18 protein-coding genes and 2 pseudogenes are annotated in these 24522 nt (G+C 53.2%); 8 read left to right on the forward strand and 12 right to left on the reverse strand.

The genetic code is table 11. The features are described 5' to 3' along the window. A partial coding sequence (locus AC2FID_RS00005) for a DDE-type integrase/transposase/recombinase (RefSeq protein WP_496834816.1) occupies positions 1–285 on the forward strand: 285 nt, incomplete at its 5' end. Between the two features lie 539 nt (positions 286–824). Here the strand turns inward: AC2FID_RS00005 and AC2FID_RS00010 are convergent. The 3 genes from AC2FID_RS00010 to AC2FID_RS00020 all read right to left on the reverse strand — a co-directional run bounded on the left by AC2FID_RS00010 (position 825) and on the right by AC2FID_RS00020 (position 7134). Then, complete coding sequence (locus AC2FID_RS00010; RefSeq protein WP_496834817.1) at positions 825–2747, reverse strand: DUF3604 domain-containing protein; 1923 nt, start codon at positions 2745–2747, stop codon at positions 825–827. Positions 2748–2987: 240 nt separating this feature from the next. Further along, positions 2988–4808: a DUF3604 domain-containing protein gene (locus AC2FID_RS00015; protein ID WP_496834819.1), complete on the reverse strand. Its 1821-nt coding sequence runs from the start codon at positions 4806–4808 to the stop codon at positions 2988–2990. Positions 4809–5187: 379 nt separating this feature from the next. Next, positions 5188–7134: a DUF3604 domain-containing protein gene (locus AC2FID_RS00020; RefSeq protein WP_496754859.1), complete on the reverse strand. Its 1947-nt coding sequence runs from the start codon at positions 7132–7134 to the stop codon at positions 5188–5190. Between the two features lie 252 nt (positions 7135–7386). Between AC2FID_RS00020 and AC2FID_RS00025 the strand changes: the two genes are divergently transcribed. After that, entirely contained in the window at positions 7387–8823 is a 1437-nt protein-coding gene (locus AC2FID_RS00025) for an arylsulfatase (protein ID WP_496834821.1), read from the forward strand. A gap of 358 nt (positions 8824–9181) precedes the next feature. Here AC2FID_RS00025 and AC2FID_RS00030 read toward each other — a convergent pair whose 3' ends face one another. Beyond that, positions 9182–9589 (reverse strand): universal stress protein, encoded by a 408-nt coding sequence (locus tag AC2FID_RS00030; protein WP_282121552.1) that lies wholly within the window; start codon positions 9587–9589, stop codon positions 9182–9184. A gap of 57 nt (positions 9590–9646) precedes the next feature. Continuing rightward, complete coding sequence (locus AC2FID_RS00035; protein WP_496834823.1) at positions 9647–10096, reverse strand: phasin family protein; 450 nt, start codon at positions 10094–10096, stop codon at positions 9647–9649. Positions 10097–10296: 200 nt separating this feature from the next. Here AC2FID_RS00035 and AC2FID_RS00040 point away from each other — a divergent pair, with 200 nt between their 5' ends. Beyond that, positions 10297–11469: a cation:proton antiporter gene (locus tag AC2FID_RS00040; RefSeq protein ID WP_496700020.1), complete on the forward strand. Its 1173-nt coding sequence runs from the start codon at positions 10297–10299 to the stop codon at positions 11467–11469. Here the strand turns inward: AC2FID_RS00040 and AC2FID_RS00045 are convergent, their stop codons facing one another. Beyond that, positions 11470–11877, reverse strand: a complete 408-nt coding sequence (locus AC2FID_RS00045) for a c-type cytochrome (RefSeq protein WP_496834825.1) — start codon at positions 11875–11877, stop codon at positions 11470–11472. Between the two features lie 746 nt (positions 11878–12623). On the opposite strand from AC2FID_RS00045, the gene AC2FID_RS00050 reads away from it, so the two are divergent. Both AC2FID_RS00050 and AC2FID_RS00055 read left to right on the forward strand, forming a co-directional pair. After that, positions 12624–13844 (forward strand): APC family permease, encoded by a 1221-nt coding sequence (locus AC2FID_RS00050; protein WP_282121562.1) that lies wholly within the window; start codon positions 12624–12626, stop codon positions 13842–13844. A gap of 103 nt (positions 13845–13947) precedes the next feature. Continuing rightward, positions 13948–15504, forward strand: a complete 1557-nt coding sequence (locus AC2FID_RS00055; protein ID WP_373444404.1) for an MFS transporter — start codon at positions 13948–13950, stop codon at positions 15502–15504. On the opposite strand, the gene AC2FID_RS00060 is transcribed toward AC2FID_RS00055, so the two are convergent. Together AC2FID_RS00060 and AC2FID_RS00065 are read right to left on the reverse strand one after the other, a co-directional pair. Continuing rightward, positions 15505–17097: a trypsin-like peptidase domain-containing protein gene (locus AC2FID_RS00060; protein ID WP_496834827.1), complete on the reverse strand. Its 1593-nt coding sequence runs from the start codon at positions 17095–17097 to the stop codon at positions 15505–15507. It abuts the gene before it with no gap. 220 nt (positions 17098–17317) lie between these two features. Further along, positions 17318–17737, reverse strand: a complete 420-nt coding sequence (locus AC2FID_RS00065) for an Hsp20/alpha crystallin family protein (protein WP_282121560.1) — start codon at positions 17735–17737, stop codon at positions 17318–17320. A 330-nt stretch (positions 17738–18067) separates the two neighbouring features. Between AC2FID_RS00065 and AC2FID_RS00070 the strand changes: the two genes are divergently transcribed. Both AC2FID_RS00070 and AC2FID_RS00075 read left to right on the forward strand, forming a co-directional pair. Beyond that, positions 18068–19405, forward strand: a complete 1338-nt coding sequence (locus AC2FID_RS00070; protein ID WP_496834829.1) for a ferredoxin reductase family protein — start codon at positions 18068–18070, stop codon at positions 19403–19405. A gap of 336 nt (positions 19406–19741) precedes the next feature. Continuing rightward, a complete protein-coding gene (locus AC2FID_RS00075; protein ID WP_282168724.1) occupies positions 19742–20305 on the forward strand; it encodes a flavodoxin domain-containing protein in 564 nt (187 codons plus the stop codon). A 76-nt stretch (positions 20306–20381) separates the two neighbouring features. On the opposite strand, the gene AC2FID_RS00080 is transcribed toward AC2FID_RS00075, so the two are convergent. From AC2FID_RS00080 to AC2FID_RS00090, 3 genes and pseudogenes are all read right to left on the reverse strand, one after another. Continuing rightward, positions 20382–21227: a universal stress protein gene (locus tag AC2FID_RS00080; protein ID WP_282168723.1), complete on the reverse strand. Its 846-nt coding sequence runs from the start codon at positions 21225–21227 to the stop codon at positions 20382–20384. An 88-nt stretch (positions 21228–21315) separates the two neighbouring features. Continuing rightward, on the reverse strand, positions 21316–21693 hold the full coding sequence (locus AC2FID_RS00085) for a nuclear transport factor 2 family protein (RefSeq protein ID WP_282121556.1): 378 nt from the start codon (positions 21691–21693) through the stop codon (positions 21316–21318). Positions 21694–21805: 112 nt separating this feature from the next. Continuing rightward, a pseudogene (locus AC2FID_RS00090) lies at positions 21806–22004 on the reverse strand (hypothetical protein); the annotation flags it as partial. A gap of 184 nt (positions 22005–22188) precedes the next feature. On the opposite strand from AC2FID_RS00090, the pseudogene AC2FID_RS00095 reads away from it, so the two are divergent. Then, positions 22189–22332, forward strand: a pseudogene (locus AC2FID_RS00095) (IS6 family transposase); the annotation flags it as partial. A gap of 386 nt (positions 22333–22718) precedes the next feature. On the opposite strand, the gene AC2FID_RS00100 reads toward AC2FID_RS00095, so the two are convergent. Then, the gene (locus tag AC2FID_RS00100) at positions 22719–24452 is read right to left on the reverse strand and encodes an arylsulfatase (protein ID WP_496834832.1); all 1734 of its coding nucleotides are present in this window, start codon (positions 24450–24452) and stop codon (positions 22719–22721) included. Positions 24453–24522: the final 70 nt, after the last annotated feature.

The raw sequence follows: 24522 nt of genomic DNA on the forward strand, positions 1-24522 counted from the left end.
CGTTTTGCATCCTACAAAGCAGCGCTCAGAGATTTGGGTGCTCTCGAAAAACAACAGACGGGCAGGTGGCTCAACAAACGCGTTGAGAATTCGCACCTGCCTTTCCGACGAAGAGAGCGCGCTATGCAACGTTTCAGGCGCATGCGAAGTTTGCAGAAATTCGCCTCCGTCCATTCCTCTGTCTACAACCACTTCAACCAGGAAAGATCGCTAGCCAGTCGAGACACCTTCAAGCTGACCCGCGCCGCCGCTCTTAGCGAGTGGCGTCAACTTGGTGCGGGATAAAGGACAGCGTCACTGGCCTAGCTGAGACTGGTTCGAATTAGTCTGACAGCACCGCCACTCATACCTGTCTCACTTCAGTTGTGTTTTCTGACCCGGAATTGTACCGCAATTCCCGCGAGTTGGCGCATGCGCTTTCAATCAGAGACAGAGCAGACCGTACACTCAGGGCGCAATTCCGGCCCTAGTCTCAGTGGCGCATTTTGGCGGGGTCGCTTTAGGCGGGATTTCCCTGATAACCGGAAATTTACAGGGAATTTCTGCAAAACAAGTTTGGAACTCGAGATTCCTTTCGAAAGGGTGGTTCAATCTGGACGTAATATGGGCGCTGAGCCTGATCCTTGTGGGGTCGATTTCGCTGCTGTTTGTTCATTCTGCTGGCTAACAGCAATGCCAGGCCGAAAAGGCCGCGGAGCCGTAGTTTGGCTTAAACAGCAGCGAACGGTTGCTTTGTCCCGCGATGCGGTCCTTCACGAAATTTCGACGAACGTCTGCTTAGAGCCCAAAGCGGTCTCTTGCCTCCGAATGTGCAATATCCGTTCTCAGTTGCGAGGTGTGTACCAAATGGGCGAGGTGTATGCCCGTTCCTGTGTGATCATCGGCACATCCGAGCCCATTTCAACACCAAATTTGATGGCATCATAAGCGGTCCATCGGGGCGTAGGTATTTCGATAACGCGGGCATAATAGAAAGCGAGTTCCGAGGGATCGAAGTCCGGGTCTGTCCAGACCGTGCCAAGTTCTGACGCTCCTATTGTGTTCGTCCAAGAAGGTATCGATAAATCAACCGTACTTCCGACTGCAGTCAGATTACCATTTTCGTCTGGGGTACGGTCTCCGCCCCATGCAACGTCATAGACTTTCTCTTGTTTTTCACCTGTCTCTGCATCGATCCAACCCTTTATGATCTGGATGCGGTCCAGATTTGCGCCGACTGGGTCTCGCAAGGCATAGACCAAAAAATCGGGCGCTTCGCCTTCTTCGACAGCGATGTCGCCGCCCATAGGTACCCCGCCGCTGTAGCCGATCCTTGCAAGATCACGTCGCGCGATTACTTCTTCCGAATAGTCGCCACCAAAGAACCGGACTGACATACGTGGACCCGTGGTGCCATATGCTTCCCGACGTTCCATGGCATCGAATATGGAGGTGCGGGTGTTTTCTCGCGCCCACACGGCAGTCAAACCAGCTGCGCTGTAACCCCAACCGTAGTACGCGACATCGCCGTCAGAAAACGTTTTCCCAATATGGCTGGCACGTTCACCGCTGGGTTCGTAGGCAGTATGCTTTCCGAAGAAATTGTCTTCCGCCACGGCCGATAGGCCGGTGTGTGTGTCGGTAGCAGCACTTGCCCCGAACTTGTACGGGTTAACGCCAAGTTCTGCTTGAAGGGCGAGACCGCGCAAAAGACCCGACCGCGCGTATTCACCTTCAAGCATTTCGGATTCTTTCGGTATACTGGCATCAAGGTTTCCGAAATCCCAAGTCTCGTAGTCTGCAAATTCATCTTCGGTCGACAAGAACGGATGTGCTTCGCCATCGCCCTTAATCTGTGACCATTCGTAAAGTGGCTCCCATTTCGACCTTGCTTCGGCATATGCGCGGTCTAATGGCGGTTTTCCTTCGGCGAAGTCATCGACCAAGGAAAAAACCCAACCATTGGACAGATTGCCATTGTGCGCAATGGCTAGCGCGTCGCCGCCTGTTTTGTCTTCGAAATTCTCCAGCCAAGCATACAGGTCGCGTGGGTTGGGTGAACCGATTGGAGGAGTGGTCGTATAGGGCAGAATCTTGCGCGCAATTTCAGGGCCGTCGCGCAAGATCACATTGCGATGCAGATTGTTGCCTTCGACGAGCGACGTCCATTCAAAGGCAATGAATGTCGTGAAGACGCCAGGGGCGTTAAACTCTTCCGCCGCATCAATAAGATCGCCCCAGACTGTCGCGAACGCAGGATTGCCGGGCTGGTAATTGAGCGCCGGTGAAACTGTGCCTTGTGCAAAACTTGCGATGAGTTGCTGCATGGCGCGGAGTGCCTCTTCACCTCCGGCATTGAAGGCATTGTGAAACTCGCGCCCCTGCTCGTCAGCCAGAATGTTGGGCGCCCCTGAGATAATATCTGTGATTGCCCCCATCGCGTCGGAATGGTCGGTAATCATGTAAAAATCAAAAGGACGGAACAGCTTGACCGGCTGTCCTGTGTTAGACGTGACCTGTTCTCCACGCGCGAATCTATAGGCATCGCGCGGCATCAAGCGTGTTCCACCGCCACCGGCATCGGCCGACAAACCCGTGTGTACGTGCGTGTCGCCGAAAAAAACCCTCTCCGGGTAGGCGCGATCGGCATTAGGAGAATAAGGCCGACCTTTCAAAAATGTATCGCTGGCTTCAGGCGGAGTGACTTGCGCGAACGATGCGGTCCCCCAAACAAACGTCATGCAAGAAATAAGATACAAAACCCGCATTTACACAAATACCTCTTGGTAAAATTAGCTTTCCGTACAAGTCGAGTGTATCCAGCCAAATAGCCAAAAGCCATGAGTTTATGAACGGCGGCTTTGTCCGAATTGCGGTCGCTCGCGACATTCGGGCGAACGTCCGAACTGAGCCCCAAGCAGGCATTCTCCTGGCAAGTCAATTTGCATTCGCAGCAATAGAGAGTTCTGGCGCGCCGCGTTAACGGCAACCGACTAAAATACAAGGTACTAGTTTGAACTGTACCATATTGGTGAAGTGTAAGCGCGATCCTGTATTTCTGCTGGAACGCTATCCGGTAAAGGAACGTCGTAATACGCAGCATCAATTGTGGTCCAACGCGGTTTTGGAATCTCAATAACGCGCACGTAGTAGAAGGCATTCTGAGAGGCGTCAAAGTCTGGGTCCTGCCAATATCCGTCCAGTGCTGCGGCCCCAATTGAGTTATTGTAAGTTGCCTTCTCAACGTTGACAGTCGAGCCGACAGGTTCGCGGGCGCGACCGTCTGTGCCGATCTCGCGACCTCCTGACACCGCAGCATCATAGATGCGCTCAAAGGTCTCGCCGCTCTCGTCGATCCAGCCCTTGATGATCTGCACGCGGTCTAGGTTAGCACCATCAGGGTCGCGCAGGGCGCGGATCAGGAATCCGGGTGCGGCCCCATCCGGCGCATTGGCCAGATCGCCGCCCATCGGCACTCCATTACGATAACCGTGCGCCGCAAAGTCGGGGGCGCTAAGGTCCTCTGCATCAAAGTCCCATCCGCCAAAGACGCGCACACGGATTCTGCTGCCAGTAGTGGCATAGGCCTCCTTGCGGGAGATCGCTCCATGTACTTCCTCGCGGGTGTTTTCGCGCGCCCAGACGGCGGTCAGCCCTGCCGCGGATTCCTGCGCGGTGACAATCCGCAGCGCCGGGTCGTCCGATGGGATCACATCAAGGTTGTGCCGTATTGGCGACGGCTCTGTGTGCTGGTACTTGCCAAAGTAATTGTCTTCACGCGTTGTCGGGAGCGCCGTGTGGGAATCCGTTGTGCCTGTGAAACCTGATTTGAACGGGTTCACACCTATCTCACGCTTGATCTCAAGCCCTACTTTGAGCGCCGAGCGCGCGTATTCATAACGCAGCATCTCAGGTTCTTTGGCGGCTGTCCCTGCGAGATTTGCGACGTCCCATGTTTCGAAGTTGGCAAATTCATCATCTGGCGACAACATCGGATGTGTTTCTTCATCGCCTTTTATTTGCGTTAGCTCGTGCATTGGTTCCCAACGGGCGCGTTTGGCTGCATAGTCCGCATCCATGGGTGATCCGTCGAACTTGGTTGGCGCAAACATGATACCATTCGACACGTTCCCATTGTGTGGTACCGAAATCGCGCTGCCACCGGTTTCCTCTTCGTAGGCAGCCAAGTGATCCCACATCGGCTCAGGATCTTCGCTGTCGAAGTACGTGAAAGGGCGGGTGCGGCTTGTCTTATCCGCCCCGTCACCGAAGAGAACGACGCGGTGCAGGTTGTTCCCAAGCGGGGTCGATGTCCATTCGTAACCCGCAATCGCTGTGAAAACGCCGGGATTGTTGTAGTGGTCAATGGTTTCAATGATCTGTTGCCACAAGTCGCCATCGAGATCCAAACCCGCCGTAGGGTCGCGGCCCTGCACTGTCGATATTTCGATTATGTCGGCGAAGGCTGCCATCCGCCCTTCCTGTCCCGAATTGAACCGCTCGTATGTCAGGCGACCCCATTCGTCAGCCAGCAGGCGGGGGTCTGCCGCGCGGATGGCGGTGGACAGTCCGAGCATCTCCGCATGTTCTGTGATGGCCAGAAAATCTAGTGGCCGGACAAGTTGCACCGATTGTCCGGTGTTAGAGAGGATCCGCTCGCCGCGCGCCACACGAAAGGCGTCGTGAATGTTGAGTGAAGTACCTACCAACCCGGCGTCAAAGGAAATTTCTGTATGAAAGTGCAAATCGCCAAAAAGCACCTGATCCGGATACGACCGATCAACAAATGGCGAATAGTCGGTCCCGGCATCGACAGTGGCTTCTGACACGACACCTTCAAACGCCAAAGCGCTCGTTGAAGTCAAGAATGCTGAGCTAGCAAGTCCCATCGCAAATTTTTTAAAAATTTTGGCGTGTTTCATGACTATCCCCCCATCCTTCAAACTGACTTTTAGGCGATCCTAACACAGTATTGACTTCCAACCTAATCGCAGAGGGTGCACCTTGCGGCATATCAATCAGCAGTAATCCGTTTAATATGCTGCGCTGCAGCGAACGGCGGTTTTGTCCGCGTAGCAGTCGTTCATGCCGAGTGCGGCGAATGACTGCTCCGAGCCCTAAGCGGACATTCGCATGAACGCATTAACCCAGTGTTGCTGCGACAGGAACTGCCGGGCTTTTCCGCTACGACATTGGATTAGGTATATTTCAGTTCTCGGGCGTATACCAAATTGGCGAAGTGTACGCGCGTTCCTGCGTTGAAGTCGGAACCTCCGCGGGAAGTTCGTCTCCGAACCGAACGGAGTCGTAGATAGTCCACCTCGGCGTGGGAATTTCCAAGACACGGGCATAGTAGAAAGCCCGCGCTGAAGGATCGAACTCAGGGTCTGTCCAAACGGTGATCAGCTCTGGAGACCCTATGGAGTTGGTAAATGTGCCTGTAGCGACATCCACGGTATTCCCCACCGATGGTAGAATTCCATCCGCATCAGGTTCTCGGTCTCCTGACCAAGCCACGTCATAAACCCGCTCTTCAGTTTCACCGCTGGCATTTAACCAACCTTTCACAATCTGGATACGATCGAGATTGCCGGAAAATGGGTCTTTCAGGGCAGCGATGAGGAAAGTTGGGGCGTCTGCGCTCTCAGGTGCTTGTGAGAGGTCTCCACCCATCGGAACGCCTTTTTCATATCCTATTTCGGCGGGCAAACGGGATCTTGCATCTTCTTCCGTAAAGTCCCAGGCGCCAAAGAAACGGAGCGCAATGCGACTTCCGGTTGTCCCGTAAACTTCTTTCCGTTCCATGGCGTCGAATATGGCTTCGCGTGTGTTGTCTTCAGCCCAAACTGCTGCGTAGCCAGAGGCTGCCATTTCCCACCCGAGAATCCTCAAGGCATCGAACTCGCCAACGACATGTTGCCAACGGCCGGGTTCTGGTTCGACGCCAGAGTGTTTGCCAAAGAAATTGTCTTCTTCCGCTGTTGCCAAAGCCGTATGGCTGTCGGTAGAGCCCACCACGCCAAATTTATACGGATTAGTACCCAGCTGATCCTCTAGTTTAAGACCGTTCTTCAAGGCCTCACGGGCATACTCGTATTGGAGCATCCAGTCTTCCTTGGGCGTTGGGCCGAGGTTGGATTTATCCCAAGTTTCATAGTCTGCGAATTCATCGTTTGGGCTTAAAAACGGGTGCGTTTCTCCGTCACCTTTGATTTGGGTGATCTCATACATCGGCTCCCACTTGGCACGCCGCTCTGCGTAATCCGCCGTCAACGGTTCACCCGTTTCAGGGTTTGTCTCAACCGGAAACATCAGGCCGTTGGAAACGTTGCCGTTGTGGGCAAGGGCCAGTACACGACCGCCAGTCTCTTGCTCATATGTTTCCATCCAGTCCCATAGCCGTTCTGGATTGAAGGTTTCCGCGGTTGTGAAGGGCAGCATTTGCCGAGCGCGAATGGCATCATCCCGGTAGATCACGTTACGATGGAGGTTGTTTCCAGCTTCGGTGGACGTCCACTCGTATCCGATGAACGCAGTGAATGTGCCGGGCGCGTTGTGATGATCCGCAGTTTGCGTGAACTCGTCCCACACGGATTGTACAAACCTGCGATCTGAAACAGCCTCGGGAAGAGCATCCCCGGTGATGCCAGCAAAGGTTTCGATGACTTCCATTGTTGCGCCAAGCGCAACGTCTCCACCGGCGTTGAGACGTTCGTTCCAGTCTCGAAGCGTTGGGTCTCGCATCAGCGTGGAGTTCCCTGCCACGATTTCATTCATGGCCCCCATGGCATCTGAATGATCGGATACGACAAGCCAGTCGAGCGGACGCGACAACTGCACGCGTAGGCCGTGTGATGTGGTGACTTCCTCACCACGTGCAAACCTATAGGCATCGTCGGGGCTCAGAATGACGCCAAATCCGCGAGCATCGAGTGAATTTGACGTGTGCAGGTGAGTGTCACCCCAAAGTGGGCGTGTAGGAAAGTCTCGACCTGCATAAGGTGAGAAATCTGCAGGCGCGGGTTCACGCATATCATCGACCGATATGGTCATCTCTCCAACTTGCCCACCTTGTGCTGCCTCTTGAGCATTTGATGGGCTTGCTATGAATGCTGCGGAAACTATTGCCGTCGACGTCGTCAAAAAAAACTTCATTTGAACCTCCCAGCCGAACTGAATGCCAGTCCATGGCAACATCTGATCCGGCTGTTCGTCAAGAAAAACAACGATTTTTCTGAGTTGAGTACAAGAAGTCCTGGAGGAGGTGCTACCAATCCCCGACCGCAGTTTCGCACGCTCCTTTGACTTCAGCCACTGAGAAAAAGTACCCCAACGAGTGAACGTTCTTGACGAATGGTGACGTGTTTCTTCAGTCTTGAGCTCGTGATCTTGATTAGAGGCGATGTCATGAAGTGGTTATTGCGAACATTCCTACTGTCCTTATCTGTTCTATTTGCCACGGGCGCTTCAGCTCAAGACAAACCCAACATCGTATTCATATTTCTAGATAATTTTGGTTGGGGCGAACCTGGGTTCAATGGAGGCGGCATAATCCGAGGTACAGCGACCCCCGAGATGGACGCCCTCGCTGCGGAGGGGCTACGACTCACAAACTTCAACGTGGAAAGCCAGTGCACGCCGTCCCGAGCAGCGACCATGACAGGACGATACGGTATCCGAAGCGGCAACCACACGGTCCCACTGGGAGGTGGCGTTTACGGTCTGACCCAATGGGAAATCACGATGGCCGAGATGCTGAAGGAGGTAGGATACAACACGGCCATGTACGGTAAGTGGCACCTTGGATGGACCGAAGGGCGCTATCCAACGAATCAAGGCTTCGATGAGTTTTACGGCGTTGAGACCACTGACGTTACAGTCTGGCGCACGCTTCCGGGTTTTGCCGATGCCAACATGGAAGAGCCGGTTGTGATGCAGGGTGTTGCAGGCGAGCCAGCAACCATCGCTCAAGACTACGATCTGGACTATCGCGGCAAAATAGATGGCGACCTGACAAAGAAGGCCATCGAGTTTATCGAAGCGAAGAGTGCCGAAGACGCGCCGTTTTTCATCTATCTTGCTTATACTCAGACTCACTATCCAAACATCGCGTCCGAGGAGTTCGAAGGCGCCACTGGAAACGGCGTCTGGGCCGACATTCTGCTTCAAACAGATAGCTATATCGGACGTATTGTTGATGCGATTGAGGCGGCAGGCGTTTCCGACGACACCGTGGTGATATTTACTGCTGACAACGGCCCCGAAGCTCTTCCGGTTGGGAACGCCAACGTCTCGCCAGTTCCTGCGGTACATGGTACGGCCGGGCCTTGGCGCGGTACTCTGTTCACCAGCCTCGAAGGAAGTATGCGTGTACCCTTTGCAATCAAGTGGCCGGGAAAGATCCCTACCGGTTCTGAAAGCAACGATGTTGTCCACTCAATGGATCTCTATCCGACACTTGCGGCTTTCGCAGGGGGCAAGGTGCCTGATGACAGGGCCTTTGATGGTGTCGACCAGTCAAAGTTCTTTCTTGGTGACCAACCAAACTCAAACCGAGAAGGCGTGATCGTCTACATGGGCGAGCAGATATTCGGCGTAAAATGGAAGGATTGGAAAGTTCTTTTCAAAGAGAATACGACGGCTTTTGGTGCAACGGAGTCTTTCGACACACCAAGGGTCTACAACCTTCTTAATGATCCACACGAGCGTGAAAGCGTACTCTTTCCACACACTTGGGCGGTCGAAAAGGCGTTGCCTCAATTGCAGGAACACACTGCAACGTTCGAGGAATACCCTCCAATCCCACCGGGAACGCCTGATCCCTACGAACCACCTAAAAACTGAACGGTGGTTTTGTCCGTAAATTCGTCGTTCGTTCAAACGAAACGTGCCGCGCAGCAGCGAACGGCGGCTTAGCCCGCAACTCGGACGTTGGCTGCAACTTGCTGAAACGTCTACGTTGCGGACGAAGTGTGGATTCGCGGTACTTGCACCAATTGCAGTTTGATGTGCTTTGCTGACGTCAGAATGAGCGTGAAACGGATGTACAACATCACCGCAAGGCGGATGATTTCGAGACTGGTTTTAAAGTACTTGAAAGAGGCAGGTCTGCTAATGGCAAAAGACACGCAACCGCCCTGCAGCGCTCTACCCAAGTTCTTCTGACAAGACCCCATAGAGATCTCGCATCGCTAGCTTTGGATCACCGAATTACGTGAACCGAACACTTGGCATGATGCACGACTCTGTTCGCAGTGGAACCTAGAAATATGTCCTCGAATCCGGGCTTATGCGAAGCTAAGACGATGCAATCGGCGTCGCTCTGGTTTGCGAAGTCGACAATTGCCCTACCCGCATGCCCGGAGATGAGCTGTACCTTCGCGTCTGAAATTTCAGAGGCAGTCTTTTGTAGGTTCTCCAATATCTCATGCCGCGTATGTGCAAGCACTTCACTTGGAATCTGAGAACCCACATATGCCGGAATAGGTTCTTGGACGTGCACAACGGTGAAAACAGCGTCGGCATCAGCCAATTGGCGCGCAGCCTTAAACGACGCTTGAGTGTCATGTTCTTTGTCCAGAGCAACCGGGATCAGGATATTCTTGTACATTTGACCTCCTATCTACTGCGCAGATGATTTCAGTTTGGTATTTCGGCAGCAGGAAACCTACACAGGCTCAGACTTTGAAGATTTCCCCGCGCTCTTTGTAGCGGCTGCAACATCACCAACTGTTTTCTCAACAGCTTCAGCTTCTGTTTCTGCGACATAAGATGCACAACGGGACACAGTTTCGAACCATTCCTGCGCGTCAGCAACCAACCGCTCAGCTGAATGGCGCTGCCATTCCGCCATGCTCTGAAAGGCTTTCGATGGATCGGACGGGTTCGCGGACGACACATTGCGTGCAGCTTGTAGAGCCGCCCGGACCGCCTCATGACGCCGTTCGAACCAATGCTGTGCAAAGGCCTCTGTTTCTTCGAGAAATTTTTCCTGCGCGTCCCAAAATTGTTCGATCTGGGCTCCGAAGGCCGGATTGCCAGACATGGGTGGCTGCATTTGCTTAAAAACATCCAACAGTGAGGTCGGGCTGTTTGTGCTAGTTTTCTTTCTCGACATCGAAAGTTCCTCCTCATTTCCTGTATGTGTTACTGTGCCACCTGCGGCGCGCTTTCGCCTTAATACAGATCAATATCCCATATTTTGCGGATTTTCGGCCTAAGCTGCGACGGGACAATCGCATTCTCTCCGACAACGGTTCCTAAGTGGCAGAGTTGGAATTAGAGTAGTTTAGACAAGAACCTAACGCTTGGATTTCTATGCACATTGCCGGCTTTCTCATTAGCCTTGGTGTCCTCTTCCTTGCCGGATTGGCAGCCGATCAATTAGGCCGGGCCACGCATCTTCCTCGTGTTACTACCTTACTTTTCCTCGGTCTGATCGCCGGGAACGCCGGAATGGGTTTGATCCCACTCGACGTTGCAATGCGGTTCGACGAGATTTCCATTGTGGCTTTAACGATGGTCGCGTTTCTTCTTGGAGGTTCTTTAACCCGCGAGAACTTGGTTCGGCATGGCAGAGCCATTCTGACGATTTCGATTTCAATCGTGGTTGCAACCCTTGTTATTGTGTCTGCTGGATTGACCGCAATTGGCGTACCCTTTGGGTTGGCGTTGGTGCTGGCGGCAATTTCTACGGCTACTGCTCCGGCCGCCATGACAGACGTGATCAAACAATCTGGGGTGTCCAACAGCTTCACCGAGACATTAAAGGGCATAGTCGCAATTGATGACGCTTGGGGTCTGATCGCTTTCAGCGTCGCATTGGTTCTGGCCGGTCATTCGGACGGTTGGGCCACCATCACGACCACAGCGATGTGGGATTTCGGAGGGGCTATTTTGTTGGGTTCCGCGCTAGGCGTGCCATCCGCTTACCTCACCGGTCGCTTGAAGCCGGGAGAGCCAATGCAGGCAGAAGCAATGGGTATCGTCTTTCTGACAGCGGGCCTCGCGCTTTGGCTGGAGGTTTCATTCTTGGTAGCAGGCATGGTTGCGGGCGCAGTTATTGGGAATCTTGCCCGCCATCACGACCGTGCTTTTCATGAGATCGAGCACATTCAGTGGCCGTTCATGATTTTGTTCTTCCTACTGGCTGGCGCCACGCTGGATATTGAAGCCTTCGGCTTGATGGGCTGGGCTGGTGCTCTTTTCCTATTCTTGCGCGCCGTGGCCCGCCTTGTCGGAGGTTACTGCGGAGCGAGACTTGGCGGCCTGCCTCGCCGTCAGACCGGTTGGTTCGGCCCCGCTTTGTTACCACAGGCCGGTGTTGCGGTCGGAATGGCTCTTGTCGCCGGAGAGCAATTTCCGGATTGGGCCGCGTCGATCATGGCCTTTACCCTAGCCAGTACAGTTGCCTTCGAGGTGTTGGGGCCGCCGCTGACTCTCATGTCAATCAGACGAACGGCTGACACGGATGAACCAATTGGTCCATGACTATTCAGACTGGATCGATTCAAGAAAGGCGAGCAAATTCGCCAGCGGCAGGCCTACCATCATTGGTTGCCCACTAGGCAAAGCCACCGCGATTTGTTGGTCTGTCTCAAACACCGCACCAAAGATTGGCATTTCGCCCCCATGGGCGAGCAATTGCGAACGACCGTCAATCTGTTCAGCTATACGATCTATCGGAAACACACCGTCGTTTTCGCCTGCCAATTTGGTGAGGTCAGGTGTTCGAATAGCCAGCATTTCCGCCATTGGCCCGTCTCCGGTTGCTTCGAAACCGTGACATTGCCAGCAATACGTCCGGTACAAATCTCGTCCCTCATCGACGCTGACCTCCTGCGCCAGAACGGGTCCCGTGACGAACAGTGCCAGTAAAATTCCGCGAACAATCTGCATATGCTCCTCCCATTTACTGCCCCGGATGCAGATCTATTTAAACCGCATCCTTAAGAAACTTCTTTGACCTCGCTCATGTTGAACGCTTCAGCACGAAGATTGGTTTTTCGGTCGAATGGCGCTTGAGCACGCGCCAAGTCCAATCCAGGCGGCCTCCAACTACGCCACTTCGTCATTGACCTCACTCCCCTTTGCGCCCTGGCGGCACTCCTTCCAAAGCGTTCAAATGCCAACGAATTCGCCAGAGGTGATGCGACATGCGATGCAACCAGTCGAGCCCAAGGTTGGTAACAGGTTCCAGAGCATCAAGAATAGCTTTCTACCCTAAATCTCAAACCGCCTCACATGTTTGCTTTGCCTTTAAGTCCGAAGGCAAACGACAGTTGGTTGGGATTCAGCCTCGCAGACCGCCGACCGCGAGTTGATTGACATAGATCAAAGCACCAACAAGAATCACATAGTGAAATACGAATGTTTTAGCGTGTTCTATGTTCACCGGTCTGTCCCCAAGCAAACACAAAGGTGAACGGAATTCTTAAGGAGTGGAAGTTCCACCCAAGGGGGCTCGGCAGGAGTGGTGGCGAGCCCCCGTGTTACTTGATTGGCGCCCAATGCGCCCAGGCGTTGAGACACAAGGCATTCGATGCAGCTTTGACCATCGGCTTAAGCCGCTGCGCCAATCGCGGACAAAAACGAGACGGACGCCTCTGACGACGTTCTGAATGGGCAGTTTGTGGAAATCGCTTATGAACTCTGTTGATCCAAACGAACAGAAACTCAGACGGGCCCTTACGACCCCGTTGCTCACGCTTTATGGCCTTGGAGTAACGGTCGGAGCGGGCATTTACGTTTTAGTCGGCGCAACAGCAGACATTGCCGGACCGTTTGCGGCGTTGTCGTTCGTTGTAGCCGCGCTCGTCGTATCACTCACCGCGCTTTCGTATGCAGAACTCACAACTCGATTTCCTGTCAGCGCAGGTGAAGCAGCCTATGTTGAGGCGGGATTTCGGAAAAACTGGATGGCGGTTTTCGTTGGGCTTGCGGTGGCAGCCTCGGGCGTTATCTCCGCTTCTGCCGTTGCAATTGGCGCAGCATCATACCTTCACGCTTTGACCGGTTTTGCGATCCCTATTTTGACTATCAGTGTTGTTTTGATCATGGGTCTAATCGCGCTTTGGGGGATCACTGAGTCTGTCTTTATTGCGGCTGTCATCACGATCATTGAGATCGCAGGTCTTCTCTTTGTGATTGGCTGGGGCATGTCGATCCAGGATCCGCAGGGATACGGGATCAGTTCGATGCTTCCGCCGCTGGAACTCGACGCGTGGAGAGGCATTTTCGCAGCATCACTTCTCGCTTTCTTTGCATTTGTTGGCTTCGAGGACATGGCTAATGTCGCGGAAGAGGTTAAAGACCCCGTGCGCACCATCCCAAAAGCGATTTTGCTAACGCTCGTTCTGGCGACCGTGTTGTATCTAGGAACCTCAATGACGGTTCTACTTGTTGTGCCGATCGATGTTCTTTCGACTTCCGCAGCACCCCTCGCGCTCGTGTTTTCAAACGCGCCCGAGGTCATCAAACAGGGCTTTTCCGCAGTCGCGATTGTGGCGACAGTCAATGGAGTACTGATTCAGATGATTATGGCCTCGCGGGTGATCTACGGACTAGCTGACCGTGACCATTTGCCGAAGGTACTGGCGATAGTCCCTAAATCAACGCAGACACCAGTAGTTGCTACTTTGCTGGTCGTCGCAATCATCGTTCTGCTGACCCAAACTATACCGATTGGTACCCTGGCAGAGCGCACGTCTCAGATCGTTCTGGGCGTCTTTGTGCTCGTCAACATTTCGCTGATCCAGCTGAAGATGCAGCCGGACGAGGCCGCCAAGCATTTCCGAGTTCCTATTGTGGTACCGATCCTTGGGGTGATCACCAGTGCATTGCTTTTCGGATCTGGATTTCTCTAACTAGACAAAACGACCCAAAGGCCTCAACGAACTGCCACGGCATATGACGACTGACCAAACTTCCATAGGATCAAAACTTTCAGCCTGGTGGCATAGAACGTTTGTGGATCTGGTTCAGCAGCTGCAATGGTCCTATCTGCCGCCATTGATGGTCTATTTTGCGGCCGGCGTGTCCGGCCTGACCTCGGTCGTCGGTGCTTTTTTCCTAAAAGACTACCTCGATTTATCCGCCTCTTTCGTTGCAGGGCTAGCATTTTGGGCTGGTATCCCGTGGATACTCAAAATGCCGCTTGGTCATGTCGTGGACCTGTTTTGGCGCTGGAAGTCCCTGCTGATCTTGTTCGGCGCGTCCTTGATCACGTTGTCTTTGCTCACCATGTACGGGCTCGTGACCGCACCTGCGCTGATGTCCAGTTTCATGCCGCTGGAAGACTGGTATGTTGTTGCCTTGCTCTTGGCGCCTTCGGGCTATGCAATTCAGGACGTTGTTGCCGACGCCATGACGGTTGAGGCGGTGCCAAAGGTTGACCAGAGCGGCGCACCATTTTTGCCGGAAGAAACTCGTGCACAGCACACAACGATGCAGACCTTGGGCAGAGTTTCGATCATTTCCGGGTTTGCGGCGGTTGCGGCTGTAAACATCTGGATATTCTCTGGAACCGAAGAACTGCAAGAATCCGAACGCCTTGCGCTTTATGGCCAAGTATATCTGATAGCTCTGACCATCCCGGTGTTGTCCGTTAGTGGAGTCGTTCTTCACAGCTTTATCCAGCGTCAGCTTATTAAGTGCGGCCACCCGCCACATACGCCGGATGAAGCCACCGAAGTCAAATGGTCCATATTGCTCGGCGGCCTTGCATTCGTTGTGCTCAGCATCGTGCTGGGAACCGCAGATTTCGAATTCGCGCAAGAGACCGTTTTTGCGGTTTCCCTGACGGTGATCCTTTACCTCATGTCGCGTCTGCTGAAGGAGTTGGAACCAGCCCAAGCCAAAGCCTTGATCGGGACAGCGACAGTCATTTTTGTATTTCGTGCCGTTCCTCTGCCGGGACCAGGCCTGACTTGGTTTGAAATCGATGAACTGGGGTTCGATGAGCAATTCCTGGCAATTCTGGCTTTGTTAACTTCGATGCTGGCCCTGCTCGGGTTAATCGTCCTTCGACCATTTATGGCCACCCGCTCGATTGCGCATGTGGTGGTGTTGCTAACGATTGCGGCGGGCGTTCTCGCCCTGCCTAACCTTGCCCTCTACTACGGTGTGCACGAATGGACGGCGGCGCATACCGGCGGAGTTGTCGACGCAAGGTTCATTGCCATTCTTGATACAGCTGTTGAGTCGCCGCTTGGACAGATCGCCATGGTCCCGATGTTGGCTTGGATCGCACGCAATGCCCCTGTTCAGTTGAAAGCGACCTTCTTCGCGGTGATGGCATCGTTCACAAACATGGCTTTGTCGGCCAGCAGCCTTAGCACCAAATACCTCAACCAAACATACGTCGTCACTCGCGCCGTCACAAATCCAGAGACCGGTGAAGTCACGTCTACCGCAGACTACAGCCAACTTGGGTACTTGCTGATCTCCGTGGCCGTGATCTCGATGATTGTTCCACTGGCCACAGTGTTCTTTGTTCAAAACTCGCGCTTCCGAACGAGCGAATGATCACTGGCTTTCGACCTCTCCTAGCAGAGCTCTGAGATGTGAGACCGGGACGCCGATGTTTGAACCGCCAAACTCGGGCAGGATCGCAGCATTTACGGCAACGACCTCGCCCCGCCGATTCAATGCTGGCCCTCCACTCCCACCGGCCGTGGTCTCGGCGTCATAAACTATAGCGCTCCCGCTTGTCCGCGCAACTATCCCCCGGCTTGCTAGCGGGTGTATCTTGCTTTGTGCTGAAAGCCGGGACGCTATCGACCAAAAATTCAACGTCCCTTCTGCTTCCAGTTCCTCTAAAAAGCCCGGACCAGCCTGCGCGATCAATGCCCTCAAACCCGTTGGATACCCCAACAGATAAAGCTCTTCACCTACGCGCGACGTGGCATCCGCCAACGGAATGCCGAGGTCGTGAACGCGGCTAGGCTCTACTGCCAAAATCGCCAAGTCTGCCGCTTCGCTGAACTGGACCAAACGCGCCTCTATTGGTTCCGTCTGATCAGGCAAATAAGCCAGCAGCATCAACATTTCAGGCTTGAGACCAGCGTCGTTCAGCGCTTTTTCTCGACTCCCCGAGGTCCAGGGCAAAGCGACATGGCGGTTGGTGGCCATCAACGGCACCCCAGCAATCAAAAACGCGGTTCCGGTGAACTGAAATTCTGCAGGTTCGCCGGTCCCGTCCGGTTCGATCCAAGGCTGGCCAAACGGGGTTTTCAGGTTTTCTCCGTTCGGTCCCAAAACGTGCCGTAATATCTTCCCGCTTTCCACGTGGCGCAATCCATAAGCTCCCTGAAGGAAAGCTACAGATCGAGTGGAGGCAGCTATCACCCGCGTGGGTGCCCCCGCCCGTTGCTCCAAGGTTCCAAGACGCTGCTCAGTCGACAAAACCTGGTTCTCAAAAGCGTCACGCAACGAAGCCAAGTCATCAGGCGTAAGTGCATCTTCTCGCGTCTGAGCGAGCATAACCGCGACCGCTTCGATCTTGCGGGACTCCTGTCCGATACTATCCGCCAAGCGCCGGTCGTTTTGGTAAAGTAGGTAACCAAACCCCGCGATCACAAGAAGCGTTGCAAGTACTGTGATCCTGAAAAGTATCGTGGTCTGAGACGCAAGCCGCCGCCCACTATCGCGCAGGGCGCCAGACATCTTTTTGGCGAAGGGTCGACGGCTCGTTCGGGTGTAAGCATATGCGTCACTGAGAATATCTTCGACTGTGTGGTGTGCGGGAAATGAGTGATCGCACAACCTGTATCGAGACATAGGGCCCTTTTCGCCGAACTCGATCATGTCACCGTGCCTCAAAGACACTGATGAAGCATTTTGCCCGTTTACCCATACATTGCGCCCTGCTGACGCGGTTACCGTGTAACCTTCGTCAGCCCATTGTAGGGTGGCAATATCGTTATCATGGGGAGGCAGGTCATCCCTAGGACGAAGGCTTAGCACCCTTTCATCGTCCACTGAAACAGTTAGGGTTTTATCGACAAGCCAGTTCACGTTTCCGCGCGATGGACCTGTCAGGCTCTCCAGAAATGCCCGCACCTCACCTTCACCACCATTCCCGGAGGATGTAATGCTACTCGCTTCTGGATTTCGCATTGTGACCCCCTTTCCAAACGCGTGAGGGCATTCTACCACGCTGCAACACCAAACCCATGGCTTGGTGCGAATGTACATAAAACGCATTTATACAAACACTTGCGATGTCCGCCCGGATTCAATCAAAAAACATCTATCAGGCCGCAGCTCAAAGAAGGCCGATCCATGATCGGCCCTCTGCTTTGGCATTTTCAAGCCCCGTATCGAGCCAACAGACCGTCTATTTCGACGATACCTTGATCTTACGGCTTGGATCCTGAGGCTCAGTCTTCGGCATTTCGATATGTAGAACGCCTTTGTCGAATGTTGCGGAAATCTTGTCGATTTCCACAGTGTCTGGCAGCGACATGGCTCTGGAAAAACTGCCATAGCTTCTTTCGCTGACACGCAGATCGCCCGTTTCATCATGCGCAATCTTCTTCTGACCGCGCAGGATTAGCCTGCGATCCTTGATTTCAATTTCCACATCATCCTCTTCGAGCCCTGGCAATTCAGCCGTCAAGGCAATCGCAGAATCCGTTTCTTGGACATCGATTGCGGGTGAAATCGCACCTGTCATGTCAAGAGACGGAAAACCTGTGCGTTGCGCAGCCGTTTCCATTGGTAGGAAAGGTGGTCCTCCCCCGAAAAAACGCGACATCAGAGTTTCCATTTCACGCCGAAAGTTGTCGGAGAGCGGATGCGTTCCAGTGAAAAGTTGCGGGGACTTTTTGTCTTCTAGCATTTTTGAGCCTCCTCCTTTGGTCTGATTTCACGCGCGCAACATTATGACAGGAAAAGCGGTCAAGGACCTTGATCTTGCGCAAGCATGCAACCTCAGCATCAGCCAGACCGAACGGAGCGGCTGAACGAACAGAAACGGGAACCGTTGTCCAACAAACTTGCCACGTCGTGCTGGAGTTACCACCAACCTTAGTAGTCTTGATCGGAACCCCAGGTCAGCTTAGCGTTTATTCTAAATGAGCCCGAATTGCCCACCTTTAACACAGCGGAGCAAAACCGTATGAAATGGCCTTATCTGGCGTTGATTTACGTTTTGCTGATCTTGGCTCCCTTGGGTTTTTCTTGGTCTTTGGGATGGCCACCGCGATCATTTCATCAAGAGCTCGCGTCTGGGCTTGGGATGCTTGCGTTTTCAATAATCTTAGTCGAGTTCCTGCTGTCCGGGCGGTTCAGGTTCATCTCTTCCGGCTTAGGTATGGATGTGACCATGCGGGTGCATCAGTTGATGGCGCGTACAGCACTCGGCTTAACGCTGATACACCCGCTTCTGTATCAGAGTACGCCTTCTGGCGGACGCCGCCCGTGGGATGAAACAAACCAACTTACGATTTCAACTGACATTTCTGCGCTGTTATCGGGTATTGGCGCATATTTTTTACTGTTCATTCTGGTCGTCTCGGCAATTGCCCGCAAATCCCTTGATTACAAATACGAAACATGGCGCCTCTTACACGGGCTAGGAGCCTTGGTGATCGCATGCCTGCTTTTGCATCACACGGTCTATGCTGGGCGCTACGGTGGGCATCCGCTACTAACCTATCTCTGGCTTGCCCTAACCAGTATTGCAGTTGGAACTTTGCTGTATGTCTATCTCGTTCGCCCTTTACGTCAGAGGAAAAGACCGTGGCGCGTCACGTCTGTGTCTCGACTAACACCGAAGCAATGGGAGTTGCGCGTCGCGCCAGATGGTCACAACGGACTAAACTTCGAAGCAGGGCAATTTGCTTGGCTAAACGTCGGCAACAGTGTTTTTTCGCTGCATGAGAACCCATTCTCGATTAGTTCGGCACCAGCCGAAGGCCCCGAAGTTTCATTCGTGATAAAGGAACTTGGGGATTTCACATGCGGCCTCGGACAGATCGCTCCGCAAACCACGGCCTATCTGGATGCCCCGCACGGAAATCTGTCGATCAGCCACCGAACTGAGAAAGGCATTGTTCTGATCGCAGGTGGTGTCGGGATCGCGCCCATGTTGAGCATTGTGCGTCAGGTACGGTTGAGTGGAACACAGTACGATCTCAAGCTTATCTATGGCAACCGGGTGGAGGAGCAGATTGCTTTTCGCCAGGAGTTGTCCAAAGAAGAAACAGTATTTGTTCTATCCGAGCCGCCAGAGGATTGGTCCGGAGAGACAGGCTTGATCGACGGTCATCTGTTGGACCGCAATTTGTCTTCTGATCATTTTGAAAGCTGGCTTTTTGTTCTCTGCGGCCCCCCTGCCATGATGGACACCGTCGAAGATCATCTGATTGAGCGGGGCACCGCGTCACACCGGATTTTGTCTGAAAGGTTTGACTATGACTAGACTGCTCAGAAACCTGCCCGCACGCCAACAAGTGAAACTCGCAGTGTGGTTGATCAGTATTTCAATCTTCGTCGCTGTCTTGGCCTTTTGCTTAAGGTAGAAAGCTAGACCGCCAGGGGTTGGCTAGCTTCAAGGCTGCCGGCCGAAAAGGCAGGTTTTCTTGGAGATGGATGCCGTCACGAACTTCCTTAAAAACATGCTCCGCGTGGACAGCATGAGCATACCGCAACGATCCAGATATGCCCCTATGAAACGCCTTTGATAGAGATCAAGGGCAACGCACGTCACTTATTCATAATAAGCAATCTATTCAGACCGATTTTTGGGAGGATCGGAATGACCTTACTCATCGCCTTCACCACGGGCGAAGGCCAAACAGCAAAGATTGCGCGCTTCATCACCGATCTCGCGAAGAATGCCGGTTTCGACGCAAAGCTGATCAATACCGATGAAATGCACGGCCACGTTTCACTTGACGATGTGGTCAAGGTTATTCTCCTGGCCCCTGTCCACGAGCGTAAGCACCCCAAGTCATTCGAAGCATTTGTCGCTTCAAATAGAGATGCCTTAATGAAGCGAAAGTCCCTCATGCTTTCCGTCGGTCTAAAAGCTGCTTTCGCGTCAGGTCGAGAAGAAGCACGCGACTATCTTGACGAAATGCTTCTTCGAACAGGTTTTGAACCAAATGCAACGGCTTTGATCGCAGGCGCGGTGAGGCCCGAAAACTACGGGTATTTTGAGAGGGAGATTCTTCAGCACGTCGTCTTGCTCGGTCGAAAAATCGATCCACGAGAAGGGGCAAGGGAGTTTACTGACTGGGATGAACTCACGTTAATTGTGATAGAGTTCCTTGGCGAAAACGGGCAGGCAAACACGCTTCAACCTCAAGCAAACTCTTAAAAAAGTCTCTCAATTATTTACCGATGAACTTTGATTGCTATGACTCCCAGAAAGTCACAGTTATCGGCTCACTTCATCAGTGTCCGAAAAGCACTGGTAAACTTGTCTGCTCCAACATTGCTTGCGTCGTGCCCCCAAAAACTGACTCTCGCAAATGGGAATGCCCATAAGCGCCCATAACAATGAGATCGGCCGCCGCTTCTCTTGCTCGTTCTTGAATGCAATGTGCAACTGAATTTCCCCCGCACTGGAACTGCGACACGGTCACGTTGCAACCGTGATGGCCGAGCCATTCAGCTAGGTCAGTTCCATGCACACTACCTTCTACGTCCTCAGGCGACGGCAAATCAAAACATCCAATTACAACTTCCTTGGCTGCCAGAAGAATGGGTAAAGCTAAATGCGTCGCCCTGGACGCAGGCAAGCTGTCATTCCATGCCAAAAAAACGCAGTCGCGTTGGGCAAACGGATCTCCATTTATCATCAGAGCAACCGGCGAATGAAACAATACTCCGCACGTGATCTTGTGAAATAAATCGGGGTCTTTTCGCAAATCAGCGTCTAGAAAAGCGATATCAGAGCATTTGGCTTGTTCTGCTACAAGTTTCTGTAACTCTGCTCCAAGTCCCATGAAGCCAGTTACATTTGCAGATACGCCCTGCCCAGCAAGAAGCGTTTCAACTTCAATGGCGCGAGACTTCAGGGCGGCATTTTTCGCGTGAAGAACGTCCAACCAGTTTGAGGGCAGACCCGCCTCAACGAACCTGTTTGATCCATACTTCAGGTAAGGCAGGTTAGGTAAGGCCGCGATCAATACGCAATTCAAGTGGTCGTTCTGGATATGGGCAGTTTCAGCGCATTCCAAAATCGACGCGTCGTCAGCATCAACTCCTACATAATATGCCACTGTTCTGTGTTGCATTCCCGACCTCCGCCCGGAATTTCACTTCGCCCGAAAGCCGTGCGCATTGATTGAACCAGCAAATAGCCGATGTTGTTATTCGCTCTTCTTACTTCGGCAGCATGAAAAACTCTTCCAGCACAATCTTGCCTTCCGCCACCGAATACACCGCGATCTCGCGCAGGGTCATACGCTCACCCGTGGCCTTCTGAACGACTTCGGCTCTGAAGCGGACTCCAAAGCGGTTGGGTGGGTGGACGTAGGGGCCATCCACTTCTAGTTCTTGGATTTCATGCGATGCCAACCAATCCTCTCTTTTTCCCTTGATGGCTTCTCGCCCCTTTGAAACGCGGAATTGTCGAACCGGAGGCACGACTGCCTCTATCGACTGTGCGTTTTCGGCATACATTTCATCAACACTTGCAAGGCCCCTGCGCTCACGCATGGCCTGGACGAATGATCTTCCGATTTCAATCAACTCTTCCATGAGCCCCCCCCTGAATTACCATTGACAGTACCACTTCTTGCCCGCGCCAATCTTGACAAGGATCAATAAGCATATCGATGGATACTGTGAGGCCGGTTCGAACAAGTCTCAGCTAGGCCAACAGAGATGTCGCTTGTAACGCGCCAAGTTCGCGCCACTCGGCAAGAGCGGCGGTGCCGTGACAAGTTGAAGGTGTCTTGGCTGGGAAGGGATCGCCCCTGGTTGAAGTGATTGGAGACGGAGGAGTGAACGGCGACGAGCTTCTGCAAACTTCGCATCCGCCTTAACCGCTGCATCGTATGTCGCGAACGGCTGTTTTGTCCGCAAAGCAGACATTCACTGAATTCTACCGAATGGCCGCATCGAGCCTCACTTTGACCTGTGCTGCGCGATGCCCGAATGACGGCGATGCGCAGTTTACTGACTTTACAAAGTCGACCCAGTGCTCTGAATCTGATATTCACAAATCGTCGGAAATTGGCGATGTGAGCCCTTATGCGAAGTTTGCAGAAATTCGCCTCCGTCCATTCCTCCGTCTCCAATCACTTCAACTAGGAAAGATCGTTAGCCAGTCGAGACACCTTCAAGCTGACCCGCGCTGCCGCTCTTAGCGAGTGGCGTCAACTTTGTTCCGGATAAGTTCGCGATTTCCGCGGCAAACTGAGACTAGTTCGAATTAGTCTGACAGCACCTCTCATCCGATACAGTCTTCACGAAGTTGATTATCTCAGATTTCGTCGCACCGCCGTTCCAAGACTTCAGGGGGTCAGAGAAGGCTTGTGTGCTGGCGATTACCAGACAAGCGGATCCAAAGGCTGCTTTGATCAACCAGTGCTTTGACATGTAGATCACCTTTTAGAATCACAAGTTAAGGGGATTGCGGGCGCTGAGCGAAAGTCCGTGGCATTCGCCAATAGCATCCAAAAAAACTCACTCCAGCCTAGAGAAACTGTGAAGAAGCACTTACTCCGTTTCACATTTTCGATGTGTCGAGGCGCCGCATAACGACGCCCCGACCATTTGCGTCAGTTGCCGGTTGGCAGGCTCAAATTGAAGCCGTCCTTTTTCAACTGGTCACGCACCGTCGTGAAGCGGTGGTACTCGCTGAGCGTAATTGGGCCGGAGTAGGATTCGCTCTGCACCGGACGTGGGGGATAGTCGATGTAGGTTCTCACAACCCGCTCAACCTCGCCCATCAGTGTCGGCATCGTCCAAGTGTTCTCACGCCCGGTGGTCATGAAGATGTCGTAGCGCTCCATAGGGTCTTCCCAAAGGTTGAACACCTGCGGAACGGTAGCAACGTACATTTCGGCCCCACGCCATCCCAATTCGGCAGCAGGAGCTTCGGATCCGGCACGCGCACCGTTGTCGCCGCGCATGTTGAAGACGGCCTTCCATTCATTGACGCGCACCGCGCCTGGAGTGAGTTCATTCTCGGTAAAATACGCCCAGGTGTTGCGCTGTGGGTCGGCCTCTCCAAACAGGACCGGAGCCATATCAATGCTGTCAAAAATCGTCGGCTGCCCTTCCCGGTCTTCGGTCGGCAACGGAACGCCGGCGAGGTTGGCAAAGGTGGCCATCAGATCGGTGCCGCCGGTGATGTCGCTCGACTTCGTGTTCGGCTCGATCTTACCGGTCCACTTTGCGAAGAAAGGTACGCGGTATGCCCCTTCACGGTCAGTCCCTTTGGTGCCACGAAACGGTGTCATGCCGGCATCAGGATGCACATCCTGCCATGCGCCATTATCAACAGTGTAAATGATCAGGGTATTTTCCCCAATTCCGAGATCTTCCACCTTGTCGAGGATCTGACCAGTGTGGAAATCAAGCTCTACCACCTTGTCGCCATACTTGTTCTTTACCGCCGACTTGCCCACAAAATCAGGCGACGGCAGGTTAGGCTGGTGGTTCGCAGCCCAGTTGATAGACATGAAGAATGGCTGGTCCAGGCCAGCAAGACGCTCCAGTTCTGCCACCGCCTTTTCCGCACCAACCTTGTCCAGCGCGGCCAAATCAGCAGTCGTCATGTCTTCGATAGTCAGCACTTCCTTGGCAGGCTCTCCGGCCACGCCTTCAAAAACGCCGGTGGTGTTCTCTTTGTAAAATGCTCTCTGATCATCGGACATCTGCACATTCCAGTCGTCCAGCGCATAGGTGTACGCATTCAGGTGATAGAGAAATGTGTTTTCCATCTTGTCGTAGCCATGGGCTGTCGGCATGGCATAATCTGCTTCCCCGAGGTGCCATTTTCCCATGAAGTAAGTGTTGTAATCAGCCTGCTTCAAAACAGACGCAATCGTCCATTCTGCCGCCGGTAGTCCACCACCCTGACCCTGAAAAGCAACCGTCGTCATGCCCGAGCGGTTCGGGAAACGCCCGGTCTGCATCGCGGCACGCCCCGGCGTGCAAGAGGATTGAGCGTAGAAATCTGTGAACATCATCCCTTGCTTGGCCATTTGATCAAGATTGGGCGTGTCCATGCCGCGCGCGGCGCCCCCATGATAGGCACCAAGGTCCCAATACCCAGTATCGTCAGAAACGATCATAATGATGTTGGGCTTGCTGCCATAGGTCGACAAAGACGTCGGATCGAAATCCTGAGCCGTCGCGGAGATCGCGAAAGTACAAAAGAAAGCAGCCAATGGCGTGGCAACTTGGTGAGGTTTAATCATGTTTATCTCCTTCTCCGGGTAAAAAGTACTAAAGTTTTGAAACTGCGCGTTTCTAAAGGTTTTGATACAGTGCAGAACTGAACACACTACGACCTATTCCGAATGGCCTCTTATACTTTTGGATACATCGGCCTCTCGGGGCGCCGTTTAATCACAC

It is taken from the genome of Ruegeria sp. CDSC068, from assembly GCF_059610545.1.

Coding starts and splice junctions, on each gene's coding strand:
- AC2FID_RS00010 (WP_496834817.1), bottom strand. CDS start 2,747: ATGCGGGTTTTGTATCTTATTTCTTGCATGACGTTTGTTTGGGGGACC.
- AC2FID_RS00020 (WP_496754859.1), bottom strand. CDS start 7,134: ATGAAGTTTTTTTTGACGACGTCGACGGCAATAGTTTCCGCAGCATTC.
- AC2FID_RS00025 (WP_496834821.1), top strand. CDS start 7,387: ATGAAGTGGTTATTGCGAACATTCCTACTGTCCTTATCTGTTCTATTT.
- AC2FID_RS00030 (WP_282121552.1), bottom strand. CDS start 9,589: ATGTACAAGAATATCCTGATCCCGGTTGCTCTGGACAAAGAACATGAC.
- AC2FID_RS00035 (WP_496834823.1), bottom strand. CDS start 10,096: ATGTCGAGAAAGAAAACTAGCACAAACAGCCCGACCTCACTGTTGGAT.
- AC2FID_RS00040 (WP_496700020.1), top strand. CDS start 10,297: ATGCACATTGCCGGCTTTCTCATTAGCCTTGGTGTCCTCTTCCTTGCC.
- AC2FID_RS00045 (WP_496834825.1), bottom strand. CDS start 11,877: ATGCAGATTGTTCGCGGAATTTTACTGGCACTGTTCGTCACGGGACCC.
- AC2FID_RS00050 (WP_282121562.1), top strand. CDS start 12,624: ATGAACTCTGTTGATCCAAACGAACAGAAACTCAGACGGGCCCTTACG.
- AC2FID_RS00060 (WP_496834827.1), bottom strand. CDS start 17,097: ATGCGAAATCCAGAAGCGAGTAGCATTACATCCTCCGGGAATGGTGGT.
- AC2FID_RS00065 (WP_282121560.1), bottom strand. CDS start 17,737: ATGTCGCGTTTTTTCGGGGGAGGACCACCTTTCCTACCAATGGAAACG.
- AC2FID_RS00075 (WP_282168724.1), top strand. CDS start 19,742: ATGACCTTACTCATCGCCTTCACCACGGGCGAAGGCCAAACAGCAAAG.
- AC2FID_RS00080 (WP_282168723.1), bottom strand. CDS start 21,227: ATGCAACACAGAACAGTGGCATATTATGTAGGAGTTGATGCTGACGAC.
- AC2FID_RS00085 (WP_282121556.1), bottom strand. CDS start 21,693: ATGGAAGAGTTGATTGAAATCGGAAGATCATTCGTCCAGGCCATGCGT.